Raw genomic sequence first — 18203 nt, 5'->3', positions numbered from 1 at the left:
CTTAGATGCTGTCGTCAGAATGGAGGAATGGATGGCGCTTTAAAGGAGCAACATATGCATCACATCTGCGGATATATCGATTGCCCTTCCCGCCTGTGCTCGGCCCTGGCAAGGCAAGCCGACGCACAGATACAGGAAATATAATATAGATATATCAATAGATAAAAATGTTTTTCTAACCTTGTTTATAGCTCACCGGACGCCTCGCGACGTCTCAGATCAAGCTCTTCGCTGTAACGGCGCAGCGTGTGGCTTTCGGTCAGCAGGCCAACCGGGCGATTTTCGATCTTGTCATTAACGACGACCAGGGCCTCGCTCTCCGCAGCGTCGAAGGCCGCCGCGGCCTGACGGGCATTCATGGTCGGCAGCAGAACCTCGTTCTTGTATTGCAGGTAGCTTTCGAGACTGATCTTGCCGGGATCGCGATCCATCGGATCGGCGTAGATTTCCGGCACGAGCACGATGCCGGCATAACGCCCGTCATCATGGGTCATGATCACCCTTTGCGTCGAGCCGAGCGGAAACGTCTCCTTGAAGGCTGCAAGCCCCATGCTGACATTGGCCTTGCGGATATCGGCGCGCATCATCTTGCCCACCGTAAGGTCGCGGATCCAGCCGATATCATGGGCGCTGCGAATGCTTTCACCGCGCAGGTGAAAACGCCAGGTGGCAAAGGAATAACCGAAGGTGGTGCGCACCACCAGCGAAGTGGTGATGACGGCGGCCAGCACCAGCGCGGTGATCTGGAAGTCGCCGGTCAATTCCAGCGCCAGGAAGGTCATCGTCAGCGGACCGCCGATGATGGCAGCCGCAAAAGCGCTCATGCCGATCACGGCATAAACGATGGGCGCCGTCGAACCATAACCGATATAGGGGGCGCAGAGCGCGAAGATCTTGCCGAGCAGCGAGCCCATGAACAGCGAGGCGAAAAACAGGCCGCCGCGGAAATTCGAACCGATGGAGATGGCGCTGGCCGCCGCCTTCAGCAGGAACAGCCCGGCCAGCCCGTAGATCGTCAGTTCGGCATCGATATTGAGATGCAGCGCCCCATGGCCGCTCGACAGGACCTGCGGCGAAATCAGCGCCAGACCGCCCACCGCCACGCCGCCAATTGCCGGACGCAGCCAGCCGGGAATGGCGCTTTTGCGCGCCGTCTCCTCGATGAAGGACACGGTCTGCATGAGGACGATGCCGATTGCCGCGCATACGACGCCGAGGAAAATGGCAGGCACGTAATCGGCGGGCGTCACGCGGCTGGCGTCGACGATATCGATCGCGAGGCCGTGGCCGCCGATAAGCCCGATGACGGTGGTGGCGACCAGTGCGGAGACGATGAGTGGCGCAAGCGTCACCACGGTATAGGTGCCGATGATCAGTTCGATGGCATAGAACGCCCCGGTCAGGGGCGCATTAAAAGCCGCCGCGATCGCCCCCGCCGCGCCGCAGCCGACGAGGATGCGCATGTCCCCTCGCCGCAGTTTCAGCTTGATGCCGATCTTCGAGGCGACACCGCTGGCGATCTGCGTATAACCGGCCTCCAGCCCCACTGACGCGCCAAAACCGTTGGAGACGATGTTCTGCACGCAGACGATGATGCTGTCCGTCAGCGACAGGCGCCCGCCATGCAGGGCATTGGCCTCGATGGGGTCGACCATCGGTTTCTTGCGTGTCTTCGAAAGAATGAAGATGATCAGACCGAGGGCGATACCGCCGATGATCGGTCCGGCCAGCACGACCCACCCTGACAGGTCGCTGCTGCTCAGCCGCTCGACACCGAACACCAGCACATGCAGCGTCGTGCTCAGGGCGCCGATCAGCGCCACCAGAAGGCCCGCCGCAATGCCGATGAGAACGGCGAGCGCCACCAGCCCCAGTTCGCCGCGACGGAACATGGCCCGCAGCCGGCTGGCGCGCAGATTGTCGAAGAAGCTCGCCATACTGGGTGCACGGAAAGGCCTGGTCGACATGCTGTTCCTTTTCAGGCGGTATCAGGGTGTCGCGATTTCAATCTCGAAACGCATCTGGTCATAGGCCGGTTCAACATGATCCGGCGTTTCACGCATCACCGTGTCATAATCGAGCGGAACATGCATGTGGGTCAAGATCGCCCGCCTGGGTGCGAATGTCTCGATCCAGCCGAGCGCCTGTTCCAGCGAAAGATGGCTGGGGTGATATCGGTATTGCAGGGCATCGATGACAAGCACGTCGAGACCGGCAAGTTTCGGCAGGCTTTCGGCCGGAAAGTCGCTGACATCGGTGCAATAGGCGACATCACCGATGCGAAAGCCGAGCGAATGCACATCGCCATGCTGCTGCATATGCACCTTGAAGGGGATCGGCCCGCCGGCCCCCTCGATGATCAGCGGCGCATTGATATCGGCGATGAGCTGCGCTTTGACGATGGGCGGATAGTTGCTGCCCGCCGGCGTCTCCAGGCAATAGGCAAAACCGTCCCTGATGCGCGCCATGGTGACGGGATCGGCATAGATCGGAATACGGCTTTTCTGAAGAGCGAAATAGATGCGCAGATCGTCGATACCGTGCAGATGGTCGGCATGGGCATGGGTGTAAAGCACGGCATCGACGGCGTCCACCTTCGCCGCGATCATCTGCTCGCGAAAATCCGGACCGGTATCGATGACGACGGTTGTCTTGCCGCCATCCGGGCCGATCTGCTCCACCATGAAGGCCGTGCGCGTGCGCCGGTTCTTCGGGTTTTCAGGGTCGCAGGCGCCCCAGTCGCCGTTGATGCGCGGAACGCCGGGCGACGACGCGCATCCGAGAACCGTGAAGCGGCGACGGTAAGTTGCCACGCCTACACCCTTGTCATCTTGGAAAAGCAGCGGAAGGCATTTTCGGTGGTGATTTCCGCCATGCGCTCGAAGGAGATGCCATGCACCTCCGCCAGAACCTCTGCGGTATTGACCACATAGGATGGCTCGTTGCGTTTGCCCCGCCAGCGCTTCGGCGCAAGATAGGGCGCATCGGTTTCAACCAGCAGCCTGTCCAGCGGCACGGTGGCGGCGATATCGCGGATATCCTGCGATTTCGGGAAGGTCAGAATGCCGGAAAAAGACACATAGCCGCCCAACTCCACGCCGGTTTTCGCCAGCTCCGGGCCGGCGGAAAAACAATGCAGGATGAAGGGGAATGCCCCCTTTCCGCTTTCCGCACGCAGGATCGCGGCCATATCGTCATCGGCGCTGCGGCTGTGGATGACAAGCGGCAGCTTCGTTCTTCTTGCGGCCTCGATATGGCGAATGAGGCCGGTCTTCTGGTCTTCCGGCTTCTGCGTGTCGTAGAAATAATCCAGACCCGCCTCGCCGATCGCGACGATCTTGTCGTGGCTTTCCGCCAGCCGCACCAGCTCGTCGGCAGAAATATCCAGTTCCTCGTCGGCATTGTTCGGATGCGTGCCGACCGAGCAGAAGACCGACGGATAGTGTTCCGCGATCTTCAAAAGCTCCGGCAGGCGACGCACCCGGGTCGAGATCGTCACCATCTGGCGCACACCGGAGGCATGGGCGCGGGCGATGATATCGTCGCGCTCAGCCTCGAAATCGGGAAAATCCAGATGGCAATGCGTATCGATCAGCATGGGTTTCGCCTTCACGCTTCCGGTGCGACGTAACGCGGGAAGACCGGCTTGGGTGCTTCCAGCGGCGTGCCCGGAACCAGACGACCCGCCTCGCCCAAAGCCGCGAAATCTCTGCTATCGGCAGGCGCCGCGACGAGATCGAGCAGCTTTTCGCAGGATGCCGGCATGAAGGGCTGCAACAGAATACCGATCTGCCGCACCACTTCCGCCGTGACGTAAAGCACGGTGCCCATGCGCTCCGGATCGGTCTTCTTCAGCGCCCAGGGCTCCTGCGAGGCGAAATAGCGGTCGGTTTCCGAGACGACGGCGATGATGGCGGCAAGCGCGCGGTGGATGAGCTGCTTGCCCATCTCCTCACGGCAGATCGAAAGCAGCCCGTCGGCGGAGCCAAGCATCGCCTTGTCTTCTTCGGTGAACTCACCGGGCGTCGGAATCTGGCCGTCGCAGTTCTTGACGATCATCGACAGCGAACGGCTGGCGAGATTGCCGATGCCATTGGCAAGATCGGCATTGATGCGCGTGGCGATGCCCTCTTCGCTATAGCTGCCGTCCTGGCCGAAGGAGACTTCGCGCAGGAAGAAATAGCGGACCTGATCGAGGCCGAAATGATTGACCAGATTGGCCGGATCGACGACGTTGCCGAGCGACTTCGACATCTTCTCGCCCTTGTTGAGCAGGAAGCCATGCGCATAGACCCGCTTGGGCAGCGGCAGCTTCGCGCTCATCAGGAAGGCAGGCCAGTAGACCGCGTGGAAGCGGATGATGTCCTTGCCGATGATATGCACGTCGGCAGGCCAGTATTTCGCGCGCGGGCCGTTCCTGTCTTCGATGTAACCCGTGGCCGTGATGTAGTTGGTCAGCGCATCGACCCAGACATACATCACATGTTTCGGATCGTTCGGAACCTTGATGCCCCAGTCGAAGGTGGTGCGCGAAATCGACAGGTCCTTCAGGCCGGATTTGACGAAGGAGATGATCTCGTTGCGCCTTTCGGCCGGGCCGATGAAATCGGGATTGTCCTCATAGAGCTTCAGCAGCTTGTCCTGATATTCGGAGAGCTTGAAGAAGTAGCTTTCCTCTTCCACCCATTCCACCGGCGTACCCTGCGGCCCGTAACGGACACCATCGGCGCGCACGTCCGTCTCGTCTTCGCCGTAATAGGCCTCGTCGCGCACGGAATACCAGCCGGCATAGCTGTCCTTGTAGATGTCGCCGCTATCGGCCATCAGGTTCCAGATATTGCGCGAGGTCTCGTGGTGACGTTCTTCCGTGGTGCGGATGAAATCGTCGTTCGAGGCGTTGAGCAGCTTGCCCATCGCGCGGAACTGGTCGGAATTGCGCTCCGCCAGTTCTTCCGGCGAAATGCCTTCCGCCCGCGCCGTCTGCTGCATCTTCTGGCCGTGTTCGTCGGTGCCCGTCAGGAAGAAAACATCCATTCCGTCCAGGCGCTGGAAACGTGCCATGGCGTCCGTCGCAATCAGCTCATAGGCATGGCCGATATGCGGCTTGCCGTTGGGATAGGAGATCGCTGTGGTGATGTAGAATGGTGTCTTGTCTGTCATGACGGTCGATCGACTTTACAGGCTGTTTTTTGGATAGACCGCTCTTAAACCATTGTTCGCAGCAGCGAAAGCGAAAGAGTATGATTTTCGTACAGTGAGGTTGATCGCATCACACTGACGTCATCCTCGGGCTTGACCCGAGGATCCATTGATTTCAACGGGTTGTGAATCCTCGCGTCAAGCCCGAGGGTGACGGAGGCAGTCCAAGACCTTCCCAATGGGGAGAGCGCCTTCCCTACAATCCCCAGCGCTCACACGCCGCGAATATCTTCCAGAATGGAAAGCACCATCTGCTTCTTGTCGAGATTATAAGCCTGCGCCACCGTGATGCGTTCGGAGAGTGTGGAAGAAAGCCGCGCATGTTTTTCCGCCGCCGCGATATCGCCGGCCATGGCCGCCGCCCGCGCCCGCGCCATCAACTCTTCCGTCACATGCTCCATGAAGAAGCCGAGGACGATGTCGCCATCCTTCTGCGCCAGAACCTCGGCGAGCTTGTGCATCCGCTTGCGCGCTCCCGGCCCCTCGGCAGCCATGACCTCGGCAAAGGCCTCGACAATGTCGGAACCGCCGTAATTCATCAGCTTCAGCGCCTGCGCCACGCTGCCCTTGGAAGCGGCAAGCAGGGCGTCGCGCTTTTCACCGTCGGGGCTGATGCCGAGATGATCGAGCGCTTGCACCATGGCCGCATCGGAAAGCTGCAGCAGCCGGAGCGGCATGCAGCGCGAGCGGATGGTCGGCAGCAATTTTCCCGGCGCGTGCGACAGAACGAGGAACATCGCCCGTTTCGGCGGCTCCTCCAGTATTTTCAGAATGGCATTCGCCGCATTGCGGTTGAGATCGTCGGCGGGATCGATGATGACGATCCGCCAGTTGCCGGTGCCTGATGTCTGCGACAAGAAGTGCCCTGCCCGCCGCACCTCATCCACGGTGATGGCCGATTTCACCCGGCCGGTCTTTTCATCCACGGGACGGGTCAGATGCAGCAGATTGTGCGAGGCCCCGGCGGTGATCTGCCGGCTGACGAGGGATTGCGGGTCGGCATCGGCAAGGAAATCCGGCGCGGATGCCGGGTCGGGATGGCTGAGGACGTGGTTGGCGAACCGGAAGGCCAGCGTCGCCTTGCCGATCCCCTCCGGCCCCTCGATCAGAATGGCGTGGTGCCCCTTGCCGGAACGATAGGATTGGGCAAGAAACGCCTCCGCCTCCCCATGCCCGAAAAGCTTCGTGTTCTGCTGCGGTGCAATCGCACCGTCGAGAACGCCCTGACCCTCACTCATGCGCCGCGCCCGCCGCAGTGTGCAACCGTTCCAGCAAGGGCTCGACAAAGGACATCACGTCCTCCGCCACCTTCTCTTGCGGCTGGTCGGCATTGACGATCCGACAGCGACGCGGTTCGGCAAGCGCAATATCGAGATAGGCTTCCCGCCGCTTCTCGTGGGTTTCGATTTCCTCTTTTTCGAAACGGTCGGGCGCCGCCCCCTCATCCGCGCGTTTACGGGCACGCGCCAGCCCCTTTTCGGCGGCGATATCGAAGATCAGCGTCAGCTCCGGCACGACGCCGTCAATGGCGATACGTTGCAGCGTTTCGATGAAATCCGGCTCCAGATTGCCGGTCGTGCCCTGATAGACACGGGAAGAATCAAGAAAACGGTCGCAAAGCACGATCTCGCCGCGCGCGAGCGCCGGGCGAATGACCTCCTCCACATGGTCGTTGCGCGCCGCCGCAAACAGGATCGCCTCCATGCGCACACCGAAGGATTCCGCCGCGCCCGACAAAATCACGTGCCGGACGGCCTCCGCCCCCGGCGAACCGCCCGGCTCTCGCGTCACGACGACGGTGAAGCCGCGGCCGCGCAGCGCCTCGGCAAGCGTGCGAATCTGTGTCGACTTGCCGGCGCCCTCGCCGCCTTCGAAGCTGATGAACAATCCAGTCTTTTCGGCCAATGTCACGTCCTGCGAGGAATTCACGTCAATATTGAAATGCCTGTTTACAGCATCGAACCAAAAAGTGTGAAGCGCTTTTCAGAAAATCCGGCGTCTGAACAAAAGCATAGGAGGAAGGTGGCCAAAGCGTGGACTGTCAGAGCCAGAACAGCAGCAATTCCTTAAGCGCGCCCGCCGCATTCTGGCTGAGCGAACCCTTGCCGACCGTGCCCTTGGTATAAAGCGGCACTTCCCGCAGCAACCGCTCTCCCGAAAAGACCTTGAGCGTTCCCGCATTGGCGCCGGCGTCCAGCGGCGCGTTCAAAGGCCAGCGATAGACGATCCGCCCCGAAATACGCTCCGCAGTATTGACCGGCACCAGCACGCTGACATCTTCCTTTGGCGAAAGATCGACATAGGAGGCGTCGCCGCCATAAACGCTGACCGAGCCGACCACCTCATCCTTGCTGAAAAGGTGACGTTTTTCAAAGGCCGTCAGACCCCAATCCACCACGCGACGGGCTTCTTCCTGCCGTGTCTTGTCGTCGGATATGCCGGCGAGCGCCAGATAGACCCGCCGTCCCTCCCGCTCTGCCGAAACGACGGCGGCAAAACCGCTGCCTTCGGCAAAACCGAGCCCGAGGCCGTCTATGCCGCTGCCCGGCACCAGCAGCGTGTTCTTGTTACGCTGGAAAATCCGGTTCCATTCGAAATCCGGCCTGGTGAAAAGCCCGTAGCGGTCGGGATAGGTGTCGTGCAGATGCTGGGCAAGGCGCACCATGTCCCTGGCGGTCGTCCTGTTGCCCGGATCGGGAAGCCCGGTGGAATTGCTGAAGGCGCTGCTGCCCATGCCGAGTTCGCCGGCCCTGGCCGTCATGCGCTTGGCGAAGGCGGGGTCGGACCCGGCCATGCCTTCGGCGATGATGATGCAGCCGTCATTGGCGTTCTGCACGATGATGCCGGTCAAAAGATCGTTGACGCTGACGGAGGATTTCAGCGCCGCAAACATGGTCGAGGTTCTTGAGGGTGCACCGCCCGTCCGCCAGGCATATTCCGAGACGGGATAGCCGGTCTCGGGCATCACCTGCCCCTTGGACAAGGCATCCAGCACCACCTCCACCGTCATCAGCTTGGCAAGCGAAGCGGGTGGAAAGGGCTGGTCCTCATTTTGCGAAAGCAGCACCGTGCCGGTCTCGGCATCGATCATATAGGCCTGTTCGGCCTTGGCGATGAAAGGCGCGGTCTGCGATTGCGCCGTCGCCGCGTTTAAAAACGCAAGGGCAGCCGCCGCGATAACGAAACGATAGGAGCGATGAATGGCCCTGCGCATGAAACCGCCCCAAGTCCTGCCTGCTGCAACCGGTTGCCCACGGTGAAAGCGAGGGGCCGCAGCCGTATCCTTCAATCCGTCAGCGCGACTTCGCCTGCTGACGCTTCACATGGGCGAGTATCGATTGCTCGTTGAGCGCGCCACGATCGACGAGCACGCTGTCGAAGGCGTGCGCGGTCTTCGATACTGTAGCCGATTCTTCCGAATAGGCGGCCGCATATTTGGAGGACGGGGTCGGTACGCGCAGATAATTGCCGCCGGGTGCCGCCGGCGCACGCAGGAAATTGCCTTCCGGACGCTCGGCCAGGAACGGACCGATTTCCGGCAGGATCGCGAATTGCTCGAAAGCCGGCGCCGGGCCATTGACCAGCGGCATGGCCTGAAGCGCCGCATTCTTCTTGGAACCGACGAGCGCCGTCTGGGTGGAGCCGCCATAGTTGGGGTTGGAAGCGGGCGCCGGCACGAAATTCGGCGAGGCCGAAGCCACCATCACGCCCGTGGCGATCTGCCCTTCGGGCGCTACGCCCGGCGAACGCGAACCCTTCGGAATATAGGAGGCCATCAGATAAGGCATATCGTGACCGTCGAGCGGCGCGCGGCCGGCATATTGCACCCGCACATTGGCCGTGCCCGTCGCCTTCATATCGAGAAGATCGGCCGTCTTGCTGGAAACGTCGATCAGGCGGCCTTCGTGGAACGGTCCGCGATCGTTGACGCGCACCAGAACCGACGCGCCATTTTCCATATTGGTGATGCGCGCATAGCTCGGCAGGGGAAATGTCGGATGTGCGGCGGAAAGATGTTCCTTGTCGTAAACCTCGCCATTGGCCGTCAGACGGCCGTGGAAGGCGGAACCGTACCAGGAAGCAAGACCGACCTTGTTGTAGCCCGGCTCTTCTTTCGGAAAATAACGGCGACCCTTGACGGTATAGGCATTGCCGATCAGCTCGCGCCCGCCGCCCTTGGGGATGCTCTTGCCGTCGGCCACCCGCGGGCTTGCCTTCACGCCATATTCGGATTCGGAAAAATATTCCTTGCTGCGCTTGGGCTTAGGCTTGGTCTCGGAGGTGGTGGAACACGATGCCGTTGCGGCGCAAAGCACGGAAATTGCAAGCCACTTCGCACCCGATCTGGTGCTGATGCCGAGTTTCTTGACCGCCGAATTCAAATCGTCTGCCCCACGCTGCTATTGGGTCGGAGAACCGCACCCTCACTTGCCTCGATTATTGCCCCTGCCATCGAAGCACCTAACAGTCGCTTAATCTTGTGCATAACGTGGCGAAAATGCGAACGACTTCTGCAAATTCGATAAAATTGTAATGAACGTGGTTAATGATTTCTATCTTTTGCGCCCGTCTGTAGGGCCGGATTTATCCGCCTTGCCCTTTCTTACCGGCCGCATCCTCAAGGAACAAACGGACGGCGACCGCGTTCTCTCCCCGCAAACAATCGAGCTTTCCGCCGGTTTCGGCTGAGGGAGGAAATATGATCAAGTTCATGAAAACCACAGGCCTGGCGATCGGCATCGCCCTCGTATCCTTCGCCGCACCGATCCCCGCCGGCGCACAGGATATGGAGCTCAGAATCGGCCCCGACGGCGTTCGCCCGGTCATCCGTGATCGCGACCGGGACACAGACCGCCGCGGCCCGCCCCGCATGCGCGGGTGCAGCGAGCGCGAAGCGCGCGCAGCTGCGCGAGAGGCCGGCCTGCGCGATCCCGAGGTCGTTCGCGTCACCCCGGGCCGCGTCGTCGTAGAAGGCTTCACACGCCGGGGACCAGACCGCATCACCTTTGCGAATGAACGGGGCTGCCCGGAAATCTGACTGGATCGGTTACCAGGAACCCGCCGCGAGGCGGGTTCTCTTTCGTGCCGATCTTCCTCCGTGACAGATGCCGAACAAATCGGCCAAAACATCCCTCGCGCAGCGGGATTGACGGCTTTTTTCAAACCGCTATAAAGCCTCACCACCAAGGATGGGTGTCCGAGTGGTTTAAGGAACCGGTCTTGAAAACCGGCGTGCGTGAGAGCGTACCGTGGGTTCGAATCCCACCCCATCTGCCATTTTCCTGAAAAGATGATTCGAAGGTGCCGCAACGAGCGATGCGTCGCTTGCCCTGTATGGCCAGCAGATCACTGACCCTTGTTGGTTGCCGGCGGCAGCAGCGATCCGTCCCCCGACGGAATCGACGGAACCTGCTGCGCCGTATCGAACAGCGTCAGGCTTAATACGATTGCGACAAGCACCAGCAAAAGCGCCACGAAGAGGATTCCCGATTTATCCATGCGTCTGCTCATGTCACGTTATGTTAAAGGCGAATATGTGCAATTCGAGGCAATGCGAAGAATAACCCAAAAGTCTGTCAAGTTGTCTTACAGATTCGCCCAACTCATCGTTCAAAAAACTGCGGATTGAGCGAAATTTATGCATAGGCGTACTGTTTGGGACGGAAGTGGCCTATCGCGTCAGCATTATTGTCACTTATATCAAGCCATCGCTCCCGGGCATTGCCCAACTTTCCCCGAGCGATCAACCTGCCCCGCCTGTTTGCGGGGCTTTTTTCTTTTAGGGTCACGGAAGACGAGGTGCCGACGAAAGGTCAGCGCGCCCCGCTGCGACGCCCTTGCCTCAGACGCCGATGCCCGGCCCGCCATTGCCGTGGCGGCCGTCACCCCGCAGAATATCCTCAAACAGGTTCAGCAGGGCGGGCGGCAAGGTGTCAGACAATTCGGCGATGATTTCGTTCGCGCGATTGTAGGAATAGATGGCGCAAAGCGTCAGCACCAGCAGCACGATCCATGGCCAGATCGGCTTGCGCCGTTGCGGCTCACCGTTCGGTTGTTGCGGTAAAGTCATGCCGTCACCTTCCGTTCAGGCCTTGACGCGCGGTTCGCCTCCCGGCGCATAGGCGGTTTTCTGCAGGAAGCGGAATATATTGCCGCATTGGGCGCAGCGGATCATGAAATCGGTCGGATCACCCGAGGCCCGTTCCGCGCGAAACCCGCGCGGCATCTCATCGATACGAAAATCAACGTCGCGACGGCTCTTGTCATCCGATTCCGATGCCTCGGCGAAACCCTGATGGCCGCATTTGGAACATTCGAGTTTCCGGGAATATCTGTCGCGCGCTGCCATATGCCGTCCTTTGCTTGCCCCTATCAGGTAACAGCGGCAAAACATCATTTCAATGGCGATCGCCGCAGGTTAAAGCTTTGTCAGCCCATTTCCAGCCCGGAAACCGCATTGCCGCAGGAGTGAATCGGGAGGCCCATGCAGAACGAAAGCCCCCTATTTTCATCGTCCCTCATACGCCGCGCAGCCGTGGCCGCCGGAAGTCTTCTTGTCGTCCTCGCCGCGCTCAATGCCGGCATCAAATGGTACGGCGAACGCATTCTCCAGTCGGGCCACACAACAGCCAAAGACGAGGTGAACATCGTCATCGGCAATGACCGGCTGAAACTCGCAAAAAATACGCTGCGCATGCCCTCCGACCGCCAGGGCGGCGAACGCGAACGGGTGGACCTGTATCTGACCTGGCCCGACCTCCAGGGATATGAGGACGCGAATCGCGCAATCTTCGACGATCCGGCCCGCGCCACGGGACTGATTTTCATTCAGCTGTCACAAAGCACCATGTCCGAGGATATGTCAGGCCGCTTCGGCCCGATCTATTCGCGATTGACCGAGGGTGAACCGGTGCACCTGAAACACGACCTGCTGCTGCACCGCCTGCGGGCGGATTCGGGCTACGGCCGGGAGGTCATATTAACGGGACCGCGTGCGGGCGACAGCGACTATGCGGTGCGCTGCCTGTTGCCGCAAAAGCCCGAGGAGACAACGGGCAGCGACTGCCAGCGGGATATCCACGTCGGTCAGGATCTCAACCTGTTTTACCGGTTTTCCGCAAACCTGCTGCCGCAATGGCGGAAGCTCGACGCGGATGTGAAGGCCTATGTCACGCAGCGCCTCGTAAAAGACGAAAATCCGTGAAACGCCATGGCACAGATTGCGCGCCAAAAGTCGCATTTTATGGGAGGCAGATACCTTTCATAAACCACTTGGTAACGCCATCCCGATAAAGTTTCTTCCCGGAGCAATCGGGCGGGGCGTGTCCGAGCGGAATAGAAATATGCGATTGAAGAGTTCAGCAGTGTTGAAAAGTCTATCTGGGGCACATTCGCGCAAGGCGGGTGCGACGTCTTTTGTAAGGTTTCTTGCGTTGACCCTTGCTGCGGCGTTCATAACCGCAACATCCGTTGGTACGGCGCAGGCCGATCCGAAATATGCGGGCATCGTCATCGACGCCAAGACCGGCAAGGTCCTTTACGGCGAAGATCCCGACGGCTTGCGTTATCCCGCTTCGCTGACGAAGATGATGACGCTTTATCTGACATTCGAGGCGCTGAGTTCCGGCCGCATATCGCTGGATTCGAAGGTGCCGGTGTCGGCCAATGCCGCCAAGGAGCCGCCATCCAAGCTTGGTGTGCGCGCCGGTGGCAGCATCACCGTCGAGCAGGCGATCCTGGCGCTCGTCACCCGCTCCGCCAACGATATGGCGACGGCGCTCGGTGAATATCTCGGCGGTTCGGAAGACCGTTTCGCCAGAATGATGACCGCCAAGGCCCGTGCACTCGGCATGACGCGCACGACCTATCGCAACGCCAACGGCCTGCCCAACACGGCGCAGATGACGACGGCCCGCGACCAGGCCCGCCTCGGCATCGCCCTTCGCCAGCATTATCCGCAATATTACGGCTATTTCTCCACCCGGACCTTCAATTTCGGCAAGCAGGTTATCGGTAACCACAATCGCCTCGTCGGAACCGTCAGGGGCGTGGATGGCATCAAGACCGGTTACACCCGTGCGGCCGGCAGCAATCTTGCCACGTCCGCGCAGGTCGATGGCCGGTCCATCGTCGCCGTCGTCCTTGGCGGCCGCTCCAGCGCCGCCCGTGACGCCACCATGCGCAAGCTGGTCGCAACCTATCTGCCGCAGGCTTCCCGCGGCGGCAACAGCAACCTGATCGCACAGACGCGGTCTGCGCCGATCGAAGAACCGGTCGCCGTGGCGGCCGCCGTTCCTTCCGCCGCAGTTGCAGCCGCCGATTCCGGTCTGCCGCATGCCGGCCCCGTACCGCAGGCCCGTTATGAGGAAGCCCCGGTCACGGCCTTTGCCCCGTCATCCTCCAATGCCGCGGTAAAAGCCATGGAAGCCGCGACCTGGCAGAAGGGCAAGGACCCGGTTGTTCAGGCGCCGGTCCCGCCAGACCGCAAGCTGATCACCAATTCGACCAAGGTGGACAATATCGTCACCGCCTCCGTCGCCTCCCCTTCGGTTTCGGCCAAGTCCGAGGCTCCGCAGGGTGGCTGGGTGATCCAGATCGGCGCATCGCCGGATGAGAACTCCGCCCGCGGCCTGTTGCAGAACGCCCAGGAAAAAGGCGGTGCGGCTCTGCGTTCCGCAAAACCCTTCACGGTCGCCTTCAGCAAGGACGGCTCCCAGATCTACCGCGCCCGTTTCGGCGGCTTCGATGGCCAGAATGCCGCGGTAAATGCATGTAATGCATTGAAAAAGAAAGGCGTAAGCTGCTGGGCGTCACTCCAGTAACAGGCGTTTCCGCAGGCGGTGCTTCCTTGCCGGAACATCGCCTGTCTCCTCGAATTGTGTAATGTGTAGCGAGGCTTTCCAAGATGGCAGTCAACGAGAATTATTCGGACATTGCGTCTGGCAACGGGCAAGGCAGCCTGTCGGTTCTGCATCCCATTCACGAGGCGGCGATGCGCATCGCCGATCTCGGTCTCAACCGTTCCAAGGCAAAAACGCGCGATCTCGTGGCGCTGCTTCTGTCGCACGGCGCCCGCGCCTGGCGCGCCAATCAGCCGGAAGCAAGCATCCATCTTCACGTCGCCCACCGTTCCGGACGCGCGCCGATCCATATGCGCATCCGGTAAAGGACCAGCAAAGAGAACAGCCAAAGAAAAACCCCGCGGTGCCTGTGCACCGCGGGGTTTTCGTTGATAGGCAGAAACGGCAGCGGGGCGGCTTACGCCTCGCTCTCCGGTGCCTCAGGCGCATCCGGCAGATGGCCATCCGCCTCTTCGCCATTGCCGTTTTCCGCATCATCGTCGCCCTCGGGCTCGTTGATGCGCTCCACGGAGACCACCTTCTCATCCTTGGCGGTGGAGAAGATGGTGACGCCCTTGGTGGCGCGGCTGGCGATGCGGATGCCGTTCACCGGCACGCGGATGAGCTGGCCGCCATCGGAAACCAGCATGATCTGGTCGCCTTCGTCCACGGGGAACGCCGCCACCAGCTCGCCAATCTCGGCTGTCTTGGAGGTGTCGGTGGCACGGATGCCCTTGCCGCCGCGGCCCGATGTGCGGAAATCATAGGAAGACGAGCGCTTGCCGAAGCCCTTCACCGAAACCGTCAGCACGAATTCTTCGCGTGCCTTCAGCTCCTGATAACGCTCCTCGCCGAGTTCGCCCTCCTCCGTCACTTCCTCGCCGACGAGCGCGATGTCTTCCTCGTCAACGCCAGCGGCACGCCGTTCGGCCGCCGAACGCTTGAGGTAGGCAGCACGCTCCCACGGCTCAGCTTCCACATGGCCGACAATGGTCATGGAGATGATGCGGTCGCCTTCGGCCATGTTGATGCCGCGCACGCCCACCGAATTACGTCCGGCAAAGACGCGTACATCGTCCACGGGGAAGCGGATGCACTGGCCGAGCGCGGTCGTCAGCAGCACGTCGTCGCGGTCCGTACAGGTTTCGACGGAGAGGATTTCATCGCCCTCCTCGTCCAGCTTCATGGCGATCTTGCCGTTGCGGTTGACCTGCACGAAATCGCCAAGCTTGTTGCGGCGAACCGTGCCGCGCGTGGTCGAGAACATCACGTCCAGCGTTTCCCAGGTGCTTTCGTCCTCGGGCAAGGGCATGATGGTGGTGATGCGTTCGCCGGGCTCCAGCGGCAGCATGTTGATAAGAGCCTTGCCCTTCGACTGCGGCGTGCCGATCGGCAAGCGCCAGACCTTCTCCTTGTAGACGATGCCACGCGAGGAGAAGAACAGCACCGGCGTATGGGTGTTGGCAACGAAGAGACGGTTGACGAAATCCTCGTCGCGCGTCGCCATGCCGGAACGGCCCTTGCCGCCGCGACGCTGTGCGCGGTAGGTGGTCAGCGGCACGCGCTTGATATAACCGAGATGCGAGACGGTGACGACCATGTCTTCACGGGCGATGAGGTCTTCATCGTCCATGTCCGGACCGCCCTCGACGATCTCGGAGCGCCGCGGCGTGCCGAATTCGTCGCGGATGGCGCCAAGCTCGTCCTTGACGATCTGCTGGATGCGCAGGCGCGACGACAGGATTTCCAGATATTCGGAAATTTCCGCGCCGATCTTGTTCAGCTCGTCGCCGATTTCATCGCGGCCGAGCGCGGTCAGGCGGGCAAGGCGCAATTCGAGAATGGCGCGCGCCTGCTCCTCGGAAAGATTGTAGGTGCCGTCATCATTGATGCGGTGGCGCGGATCGTCGATGAGACGGATCAGGCTTTCCACATCCTGCGCCGGCCAGCGGCGCGTCATCAGTTCCTCGCGGGCCGAAGCCGGGTCGGGCGCATGCCGGATGACGCGGATGACCTCGTCGATATTGGCGACGGCGATGGCGAGACCGACCAACACATGCGCACGCTCGCGCGCCTTGCGCAGCAGATATTTGGTGCGGCGGCTGACGACATCCTCACGGAATGCGACGAAGGCGCGCAGCATGTCCAGCAGCGTCATCTGCTCGGGCTTGCCGCCGTTCAGCGCCACCATGTTGCAGCCGAATGAGGTCTGCAACGGCGTATAGCGATAAAGCTGGTTCAGGATGACATCGGCATTGGCGTCGCGCTTCAGCTCGACCACGACGCGGTAACCCTGCCGGTCGGACTCGTCGCGCAGATCGGAAATGCCTTCGATGCGCTTTTCCTTGACCAGTTCGGCCATCTTCTCGATCATCGAGGCCTTGTTCACCTGATAGGGAACCTCGGTGATGATGATCTGCTCACGGTCGCCGCGCATCGGCTCGATGGTCGCGCGGCCGCGCATGATGACCGATCCGCGCCCCGTCTCGTAAGCCGAGCGGATGCCGGAACGCCCCATGATCAGCGCGCCGGTCGGGAAATCCGGGCCGGGAATGATCTGCATCAGTTCCGCCAACTCGATAGCCGGATTTTCAATGAGCGCGATACAGCCGTCGATGACCTCGGACAGATTGTGCGGCGGGATGTTGGTGGCCATGCCGACGGCAATGCCGCCTGCGCCATTGACCAGCAGGTTCGGGAACTTCGCCGGAATGACGACCGGTTCCTGCAGCGTGCCGTCGTAGTTGTCGCGGAAATCGACCGTTTCCTTGTCGAGATCGTCGAGCAGCGAATGCGCCGCCTTTTCCAGGCGGCATTCGGTGTAACGCTCGGCCGCCGGCGGATCGCCGTCGATGGAGCCGAAATTGCCCTGGCCGTCGATCAGCGGCAGGCGGAGCGACCAGTCCTGCGCCATGCGCGCCAGCGCGTCATAAATCGCCGCATTGCCGTGCGGATGGAATTTACCCATCACGTCCCCGGTCACGCGGGCGCATTTGACGTATTTCTTGTTCCAGTCGATGCCGAGTTCGGACATGCCATAGAGAATACGGCGATGAACCGGCTTCAGGCCGTCTCGCACATCGGGAAGCGCGCGGGACACGATGACGCTCATGGCGTAATCGAGATACGACCGCTGCATTTCCTCCATGATGGAAATCGGTTCAATGCCTGGCGGAAGTTTTCCGCCGCCGGGGGGGCTCTGGTCAGTCAAAACGGATCACATTCTCTGTTAAGAATCGGATGGATTTTTATAGCGGAAACAGCCACGTTAAGCCAATTTCCCGGCGAGTTTTGAACAGGCTTTTGCGTCATTTGCAAGACGAGCGCCGCTTTTCACGCTTTAGCCCGGCAAAAGCATCGCCGCTCCCTTTCAAAGTGCCGGCGACTTGCGTAGGCTCCGACCTAAAAACAAAACGAATGGGGAAAGAATGGCCAGCAGCGAAACGCTCATCAATGCGCTTACCACACTTCTGGTCACGCTCGATCCGCCGGGTCTCGCCCCCGTTTTCCTGGCGCTGACAGCCGGCATGACGCGTGACCAGCGCTCGCAGGTGGCGCTGCGCGGTTCCATCATCGCCTTCGGCATTCTCGCCGTCTTTGCCCTGTTCGGCCTCGCCATCCTCAACCTGCTCGGCATTTCGCTCGGCGCCTTCCGCATCGCCGGCGGCCTTCTGCTGTTCTGGATTTCCTTCGAGATGATTTTCGAGAAGCGTCAGGAACGCAAGGAAAAGACCTCGGAAATCGCCATCACCAAGGACCATCTCCACAATCTGGCGGTCTTTCCGCTGGCGCTTCCCCTGATCGCCGGACCGGGCGCCATTTCCGCCACCGTCCTTCTTGCCGGAACGATGAAGACCACCGTCGAGATGCTCGTCCTCATCCTGATCCTCGCTTTCGCCATGGCCCTCGTCTACGCGGCGCTGATCGTTTCGGAACGCATGGACCGGTTTCTCGGCAATACCGGCCGCGCCATCCTGACCCGGCTGCTCGGCGTACTGCTGGCTGCGCTTTCCGTACAATTCGTGGTCGACGGCATAAAATCGGCCTTCGCTTTCTGATCCGCGGTTTGATCGCATATCCGCGCAACAAAATCCCGTATCCGCCACGAAGCGAGAAAAATCCGTTCTTTAAATCCGACCGCCGCTTCGGTTAAATCACAGGCAT

17 protein-coding genes and 1 tRNA gene are annotated in these 18203 nt (G+C 60.8%); 6 read left to right on the top strand and 12 right to left on the bottom strand.

The genetic code is table 11. The features are described 5' to 3' along the window. Window positions 1–185: 185 nt before the first annotated feature. The 8 genes from ACI2KA_RS13965 to ACI2KA_RS13930 all read right to left on the bottom strand — a co-directional run bounded on the left by ACI2KA_RS13965 (window position 186) and on the right by ACI2KA_RS13930 (window position 9581). A complete protein-coding gene (locus ACI2KA_RS13965; protein ID WP_404502939.1) occupies window positions 186–1967 on the bottom strand; it encodes a chloride channel protein in 1782 nt (593 codons plus the stop codon). Window positions 1968–1988: 21 nt separating this feature from the next. Then, window positions 1989–2813, bottom strand: coding sequence for an MBL fold metallo-hydrolase (locus ACI2KA_RS13960; protein WP_404502937.1), 825 nt, complete (start codon window positions 2811–2813; stop codon window positions 1989–1991). Between the two features lie 2 nt (window positions 2814–2815). Continuing rightward, entirely contained in the window at window positions 2816–3598 is a 783-nt protein-coding gene (locus tag ACI2KA_RS13955; protein WP_404502935.1) for a TatD family hydrolase, read from the bottom strand. Window positions 3599–3609: 11 nt separating this feature from the next. Continuing rightward, complete coding sequence (gene metG / locus ACI2KA_RS13950; RefSeq protein WP_404502933.1) at window positions 3610–5160, bottom strand: methionine--tRNA ligase; 1551 nt, start codon at window positions 5158–5160, stop codon at window positions 3610–3612. A 251-nt stretch (window positions 5161–5411) separates the two neighbouring features. After that, a complete protein-coding gene (locus ACI2KA_RS13945) occupies window positions 5412–6437 on the bottom strand; it encodes a DNA polymerase III subunit delta' (RefSeq protein ID WP_404502931.1) in 1026 nt (341 codons plus the stop codon). Continuing rightward, window positions 6430–7104, bottom strand: a complete 675-nt coding sequence (gene tmk, locus ACI2KA_RS13940) for a dTMP kinase (protein WP_404502929.1) — start codon at window positions 7102–7104, stop codon at window positions 6430–6432. Before tmk ends, ACI2KA_RS13945 begins: the two co-directional genes overlap by 8 nt. 136 nt (window positions 7105–7240) lie before the next feature. Then, the gene (locus tag ACI2KA_RS13935; RefSeq protein ID WP_404502927.1) at window positions 7241–8413 is read right to left on the bottom strand and encodes a D-alanyl-D-alanine carboxypeptidase family protein; all 1173 of its coding nucleotides are present in this window, start codon (window positions 8411–8413) and stop codon (window positions 7241–7243) included. A 79-nt stretch (window positions 8414–8492) separates the two neighbouring features. After that, window positions 8493–9581, bottom strand: a complete 1089-nt coding sequence (locus ACI2KA_RS13930; protein ID WP_404502925.1) for a septal ring lytic transglycosylase RlpA family protein — start codon at window positions 9579–9581, stop codon at window positions 8493–8495. Window positions 9582–9898: 317 nt separating this feature from the next. Between ACI2KA_RS13930 and ACI2KA_RS13925 the strand changes: the two genes are divergently transcribed. After that, window positions 9899–10237 carry a hypothetical protein gene (locus ACI2KA_RS13925; RefSeq protein ID WP_404502923.1) on the top strand — a complete coding sequence of 113 codons (339 nt, stop codon included), beginning with the start codon at window positions 9899–9901 and terminating at the stop codon, window positions 10235–10237. Window positions 10238–10386: 149 nt separating this feature from the next. Continuing rightward, window positions 10387–10476: transfer RNA gene (locus ACI2KA_RS13920), tRNA-Ser, on the top strand. Window positions 10477–10545: 69 nt separating this feature from the next. Here ACI2KA_RS13920 and ACI2KA_RS13915 read toward each other — a convergent pair. The 3 genes from ACI2KA_RS13915 to ACI2KA_RS13905 form a co-directional block, all read right to left on the bottom strand. Beyond that, on the bottom strand, window positions 10546–10698 hold the full coding sequence (locus tag ACI2KA_RS13915) for a hypothetical protein (protein WP_404502921.1): 153 nt from the start codon (window positions 10696–10698) through the stop codon (window positions 10546–10548). Between the two features lie 343 nt (window positions 10699–11041). Further along, window positions 11042–11269: a hypothetical protein gene (locus tag ACI2KA_RS13910; protein ID WP_404502919.1), complete on the bottom strand. Its 228-nt coding sequence runs from the start codon at window positions 11267–11269 to the stop codon at window positions 11042–11044. A gap of 15 nt (window positions 11270–11284) precedes the next feature. Beyond that, entirely contained in the window at window positions 11285–11548 is a 264-nt protein-coding gene (locus tag ACI2KA_RS13905) for a hypothetical protein (protein ID WP_003525070.1), read from the bottom strand. Window positions 11549–11683: 135 nt separating this feature from the next. Between ACI2KA_RS13905 and ACI2KA_RS13900 the strand changes: the two genes are divergently transcribed. The 3 genes from ACI2KA_RS13900 (at window position 11684) to ACI2KA_RS13890 (ending at window position 14365) form a co-directional block, all read left to right on the top strand. Beyond that, complete coding sequence (locus tag ACI2KA_RS13900) at window positions 11684–12403, top strand: hypothetical protein (RefSeq protein ID WP_404502917.1); 720 nt, start codon at window positions 11684–11686, stop codon at window positions 12401–12403. Window positions 12404–12542: 139 nt separating this feature from the next. Then, the gene (locus ACI2KA_RS13895) at window positions 12543–14021 is read left to right on the top strand and encodes a D-alanyl-D-alanine carboxypeptidase (protein ID WP_404502916.1); all 1479 of its coding nucleotides are present in this window, start codon (window positions 12543–12545) and stop codon (window positions 14019–14021) included. 83 nt (window positions 14022–14104) lie between these two features. Continuing rightward, window positions 14105–14365: a hypothetical protein gene (locus tag ACI2KA_RS13890; RefSeq protein WP_404502914.1), complete on the top strand. Its 261-nt coding sequence runs from the start codon at window positions 14105–14107 to the stop codon at window positions 14363–14365. 92 nt (window positions 14366–14457) lie between these two features. On the opposite strand, the gene gyrA is transcribed toward ACI2KA_RS13890, so the two are convergent. After that, the gene (gene gyrA / locus ACI2KA_RS13885) at window positions 14458–17250 is read right to left on the bottom strand and encodes a DNA gyrase subunit A (protein ID WP_404502912.1); all 2793 of its coding nucleotides are present in this window, start codon (window positions 17248–17250) and stop codon (window positions 14458–14460) included. Window positions 17251–17467: 217 nt separating this feature from the next. Between gyrA and ACI2KA_RS13880 the strand changes: the two genes are divergently transcribed. Continuing rightward, window positions 17468–18097: a MarC family protein gene (locus tag ACI2KA_RS13880; RefSeq protein WP_404502910.1), complete on the top strand. Its 630-nt coding sequence runs from the start codon at window positions 17468–17470 to the stop codon at window positions 18095–18097. The last annotated feature ends 106 nt before the right edge of the window (window positions 18098–18203 follow it).

Source organism: Agrobacterium sp. NPDC089420 (assembly GCF_044900305.1).
Classification (GTDB): Bacteria; Pseudomonadota; Alphaproteobacteria; order Rhizobiales; family Rhizobiaceae; genus Agrobacterium.
This window is presented reverse-complemented; position numbering and strand designations above follow the sequence as displayed.

Bases quoted from the DNA above. Each gene is read 5' to 3' on its own strand.
- ACI2KA_RS13965 (WP_404502939.1), bottom strand. From the start codon at position 1,967: ATGTCGACCAGGCCTTTCCGTGCACCCAGTATGGCGAGCTTCTTCGAC.
- ACI2KA_RS13955 (WP_404502935.1), bottom strand. From the start codon at position 3,598: ATGCTGATCGATACGCATTGCCATCTGGATTTTCCCGATTTCGAGGCT.
- metG (WP_404502933.1), bottom strand. From the start codon at position 5,160: ATGACAGACAAGACACCATTCTACATCACCACAGCGATCTCCTATCCC.
- ACI2KA_RS13945 (WP_404502931.1), bottom strand. From the start codon at position 6,437: ATGAGTGAGGGTCAGGGCGTTCTCGACGGTGCGATTGCACCGCAGCAG.
- ACI2KA_RS13935 (WP_404502927.1), bottom strand. From the start codon at position 8,413: ATGCGCAGGGCCATTCATCGCTCCTATCGTTTCGTTATCGCGGCGGCT.
- ACI2KA_RS13925 (WP_404502923.1), top strand. From the start codon at position 9,899: ATGATCAAGTTCATGAAAACCACAGGCCTGGCGATCGGCATCGCCCTC.
- ACI2KA_RS13915 (WP_404502921.1), bottom strand. From the start codon at position 10,698: ATGGATAAATCGGGAATCCTCTTCGTGGCGCTTTTGCTGGTGCTTGTC.
- ACI2KA_RS13910 (WP_404502919.1), bottom strand. From the start codon at position 11,269: ATGACTTTACCGCAACAACCGAACGGTGAGCCGCAACGGCGCAAGCCG.
- ACI2KA_RS13905 (WP_003525070.1), bottom strand. From the start codon at position 11,548: ATGGCAGCGCGCGACAGATATTCCCGGAAACTCGAATGTTCCAAATGC.
- ACI2KA_RS13900 (WP_404502917.1), top strand. From the start codon at position 11,684: ATGCAGAACGAAAGCCCCCTATTTTCATCGTCCCTCATACGCCGCGCA.
- ACI2KA_RS13895 (WP_404502916.1), top strand. From the start codon at position 12,543: ATGCGATTGAAGAGTTCAGCAGTGTTGAAAAGTCTATCTGGGGCACAT.
- ACI2KA_RS13890 (WP_404502914.1), top strand. From the start codon at position 14,105: ATGGCAGTCAACGAGAATTATTCGGACATTGCGTCTGGCAACGGGCAA.
- ACI2KA_RS13880 (WP_404502910.1), top strand. From the start codon at position 17,468: ATGGCCAGCAGCGAAACGCTCATCAATGCGCTTACCACACTTCTGGTC.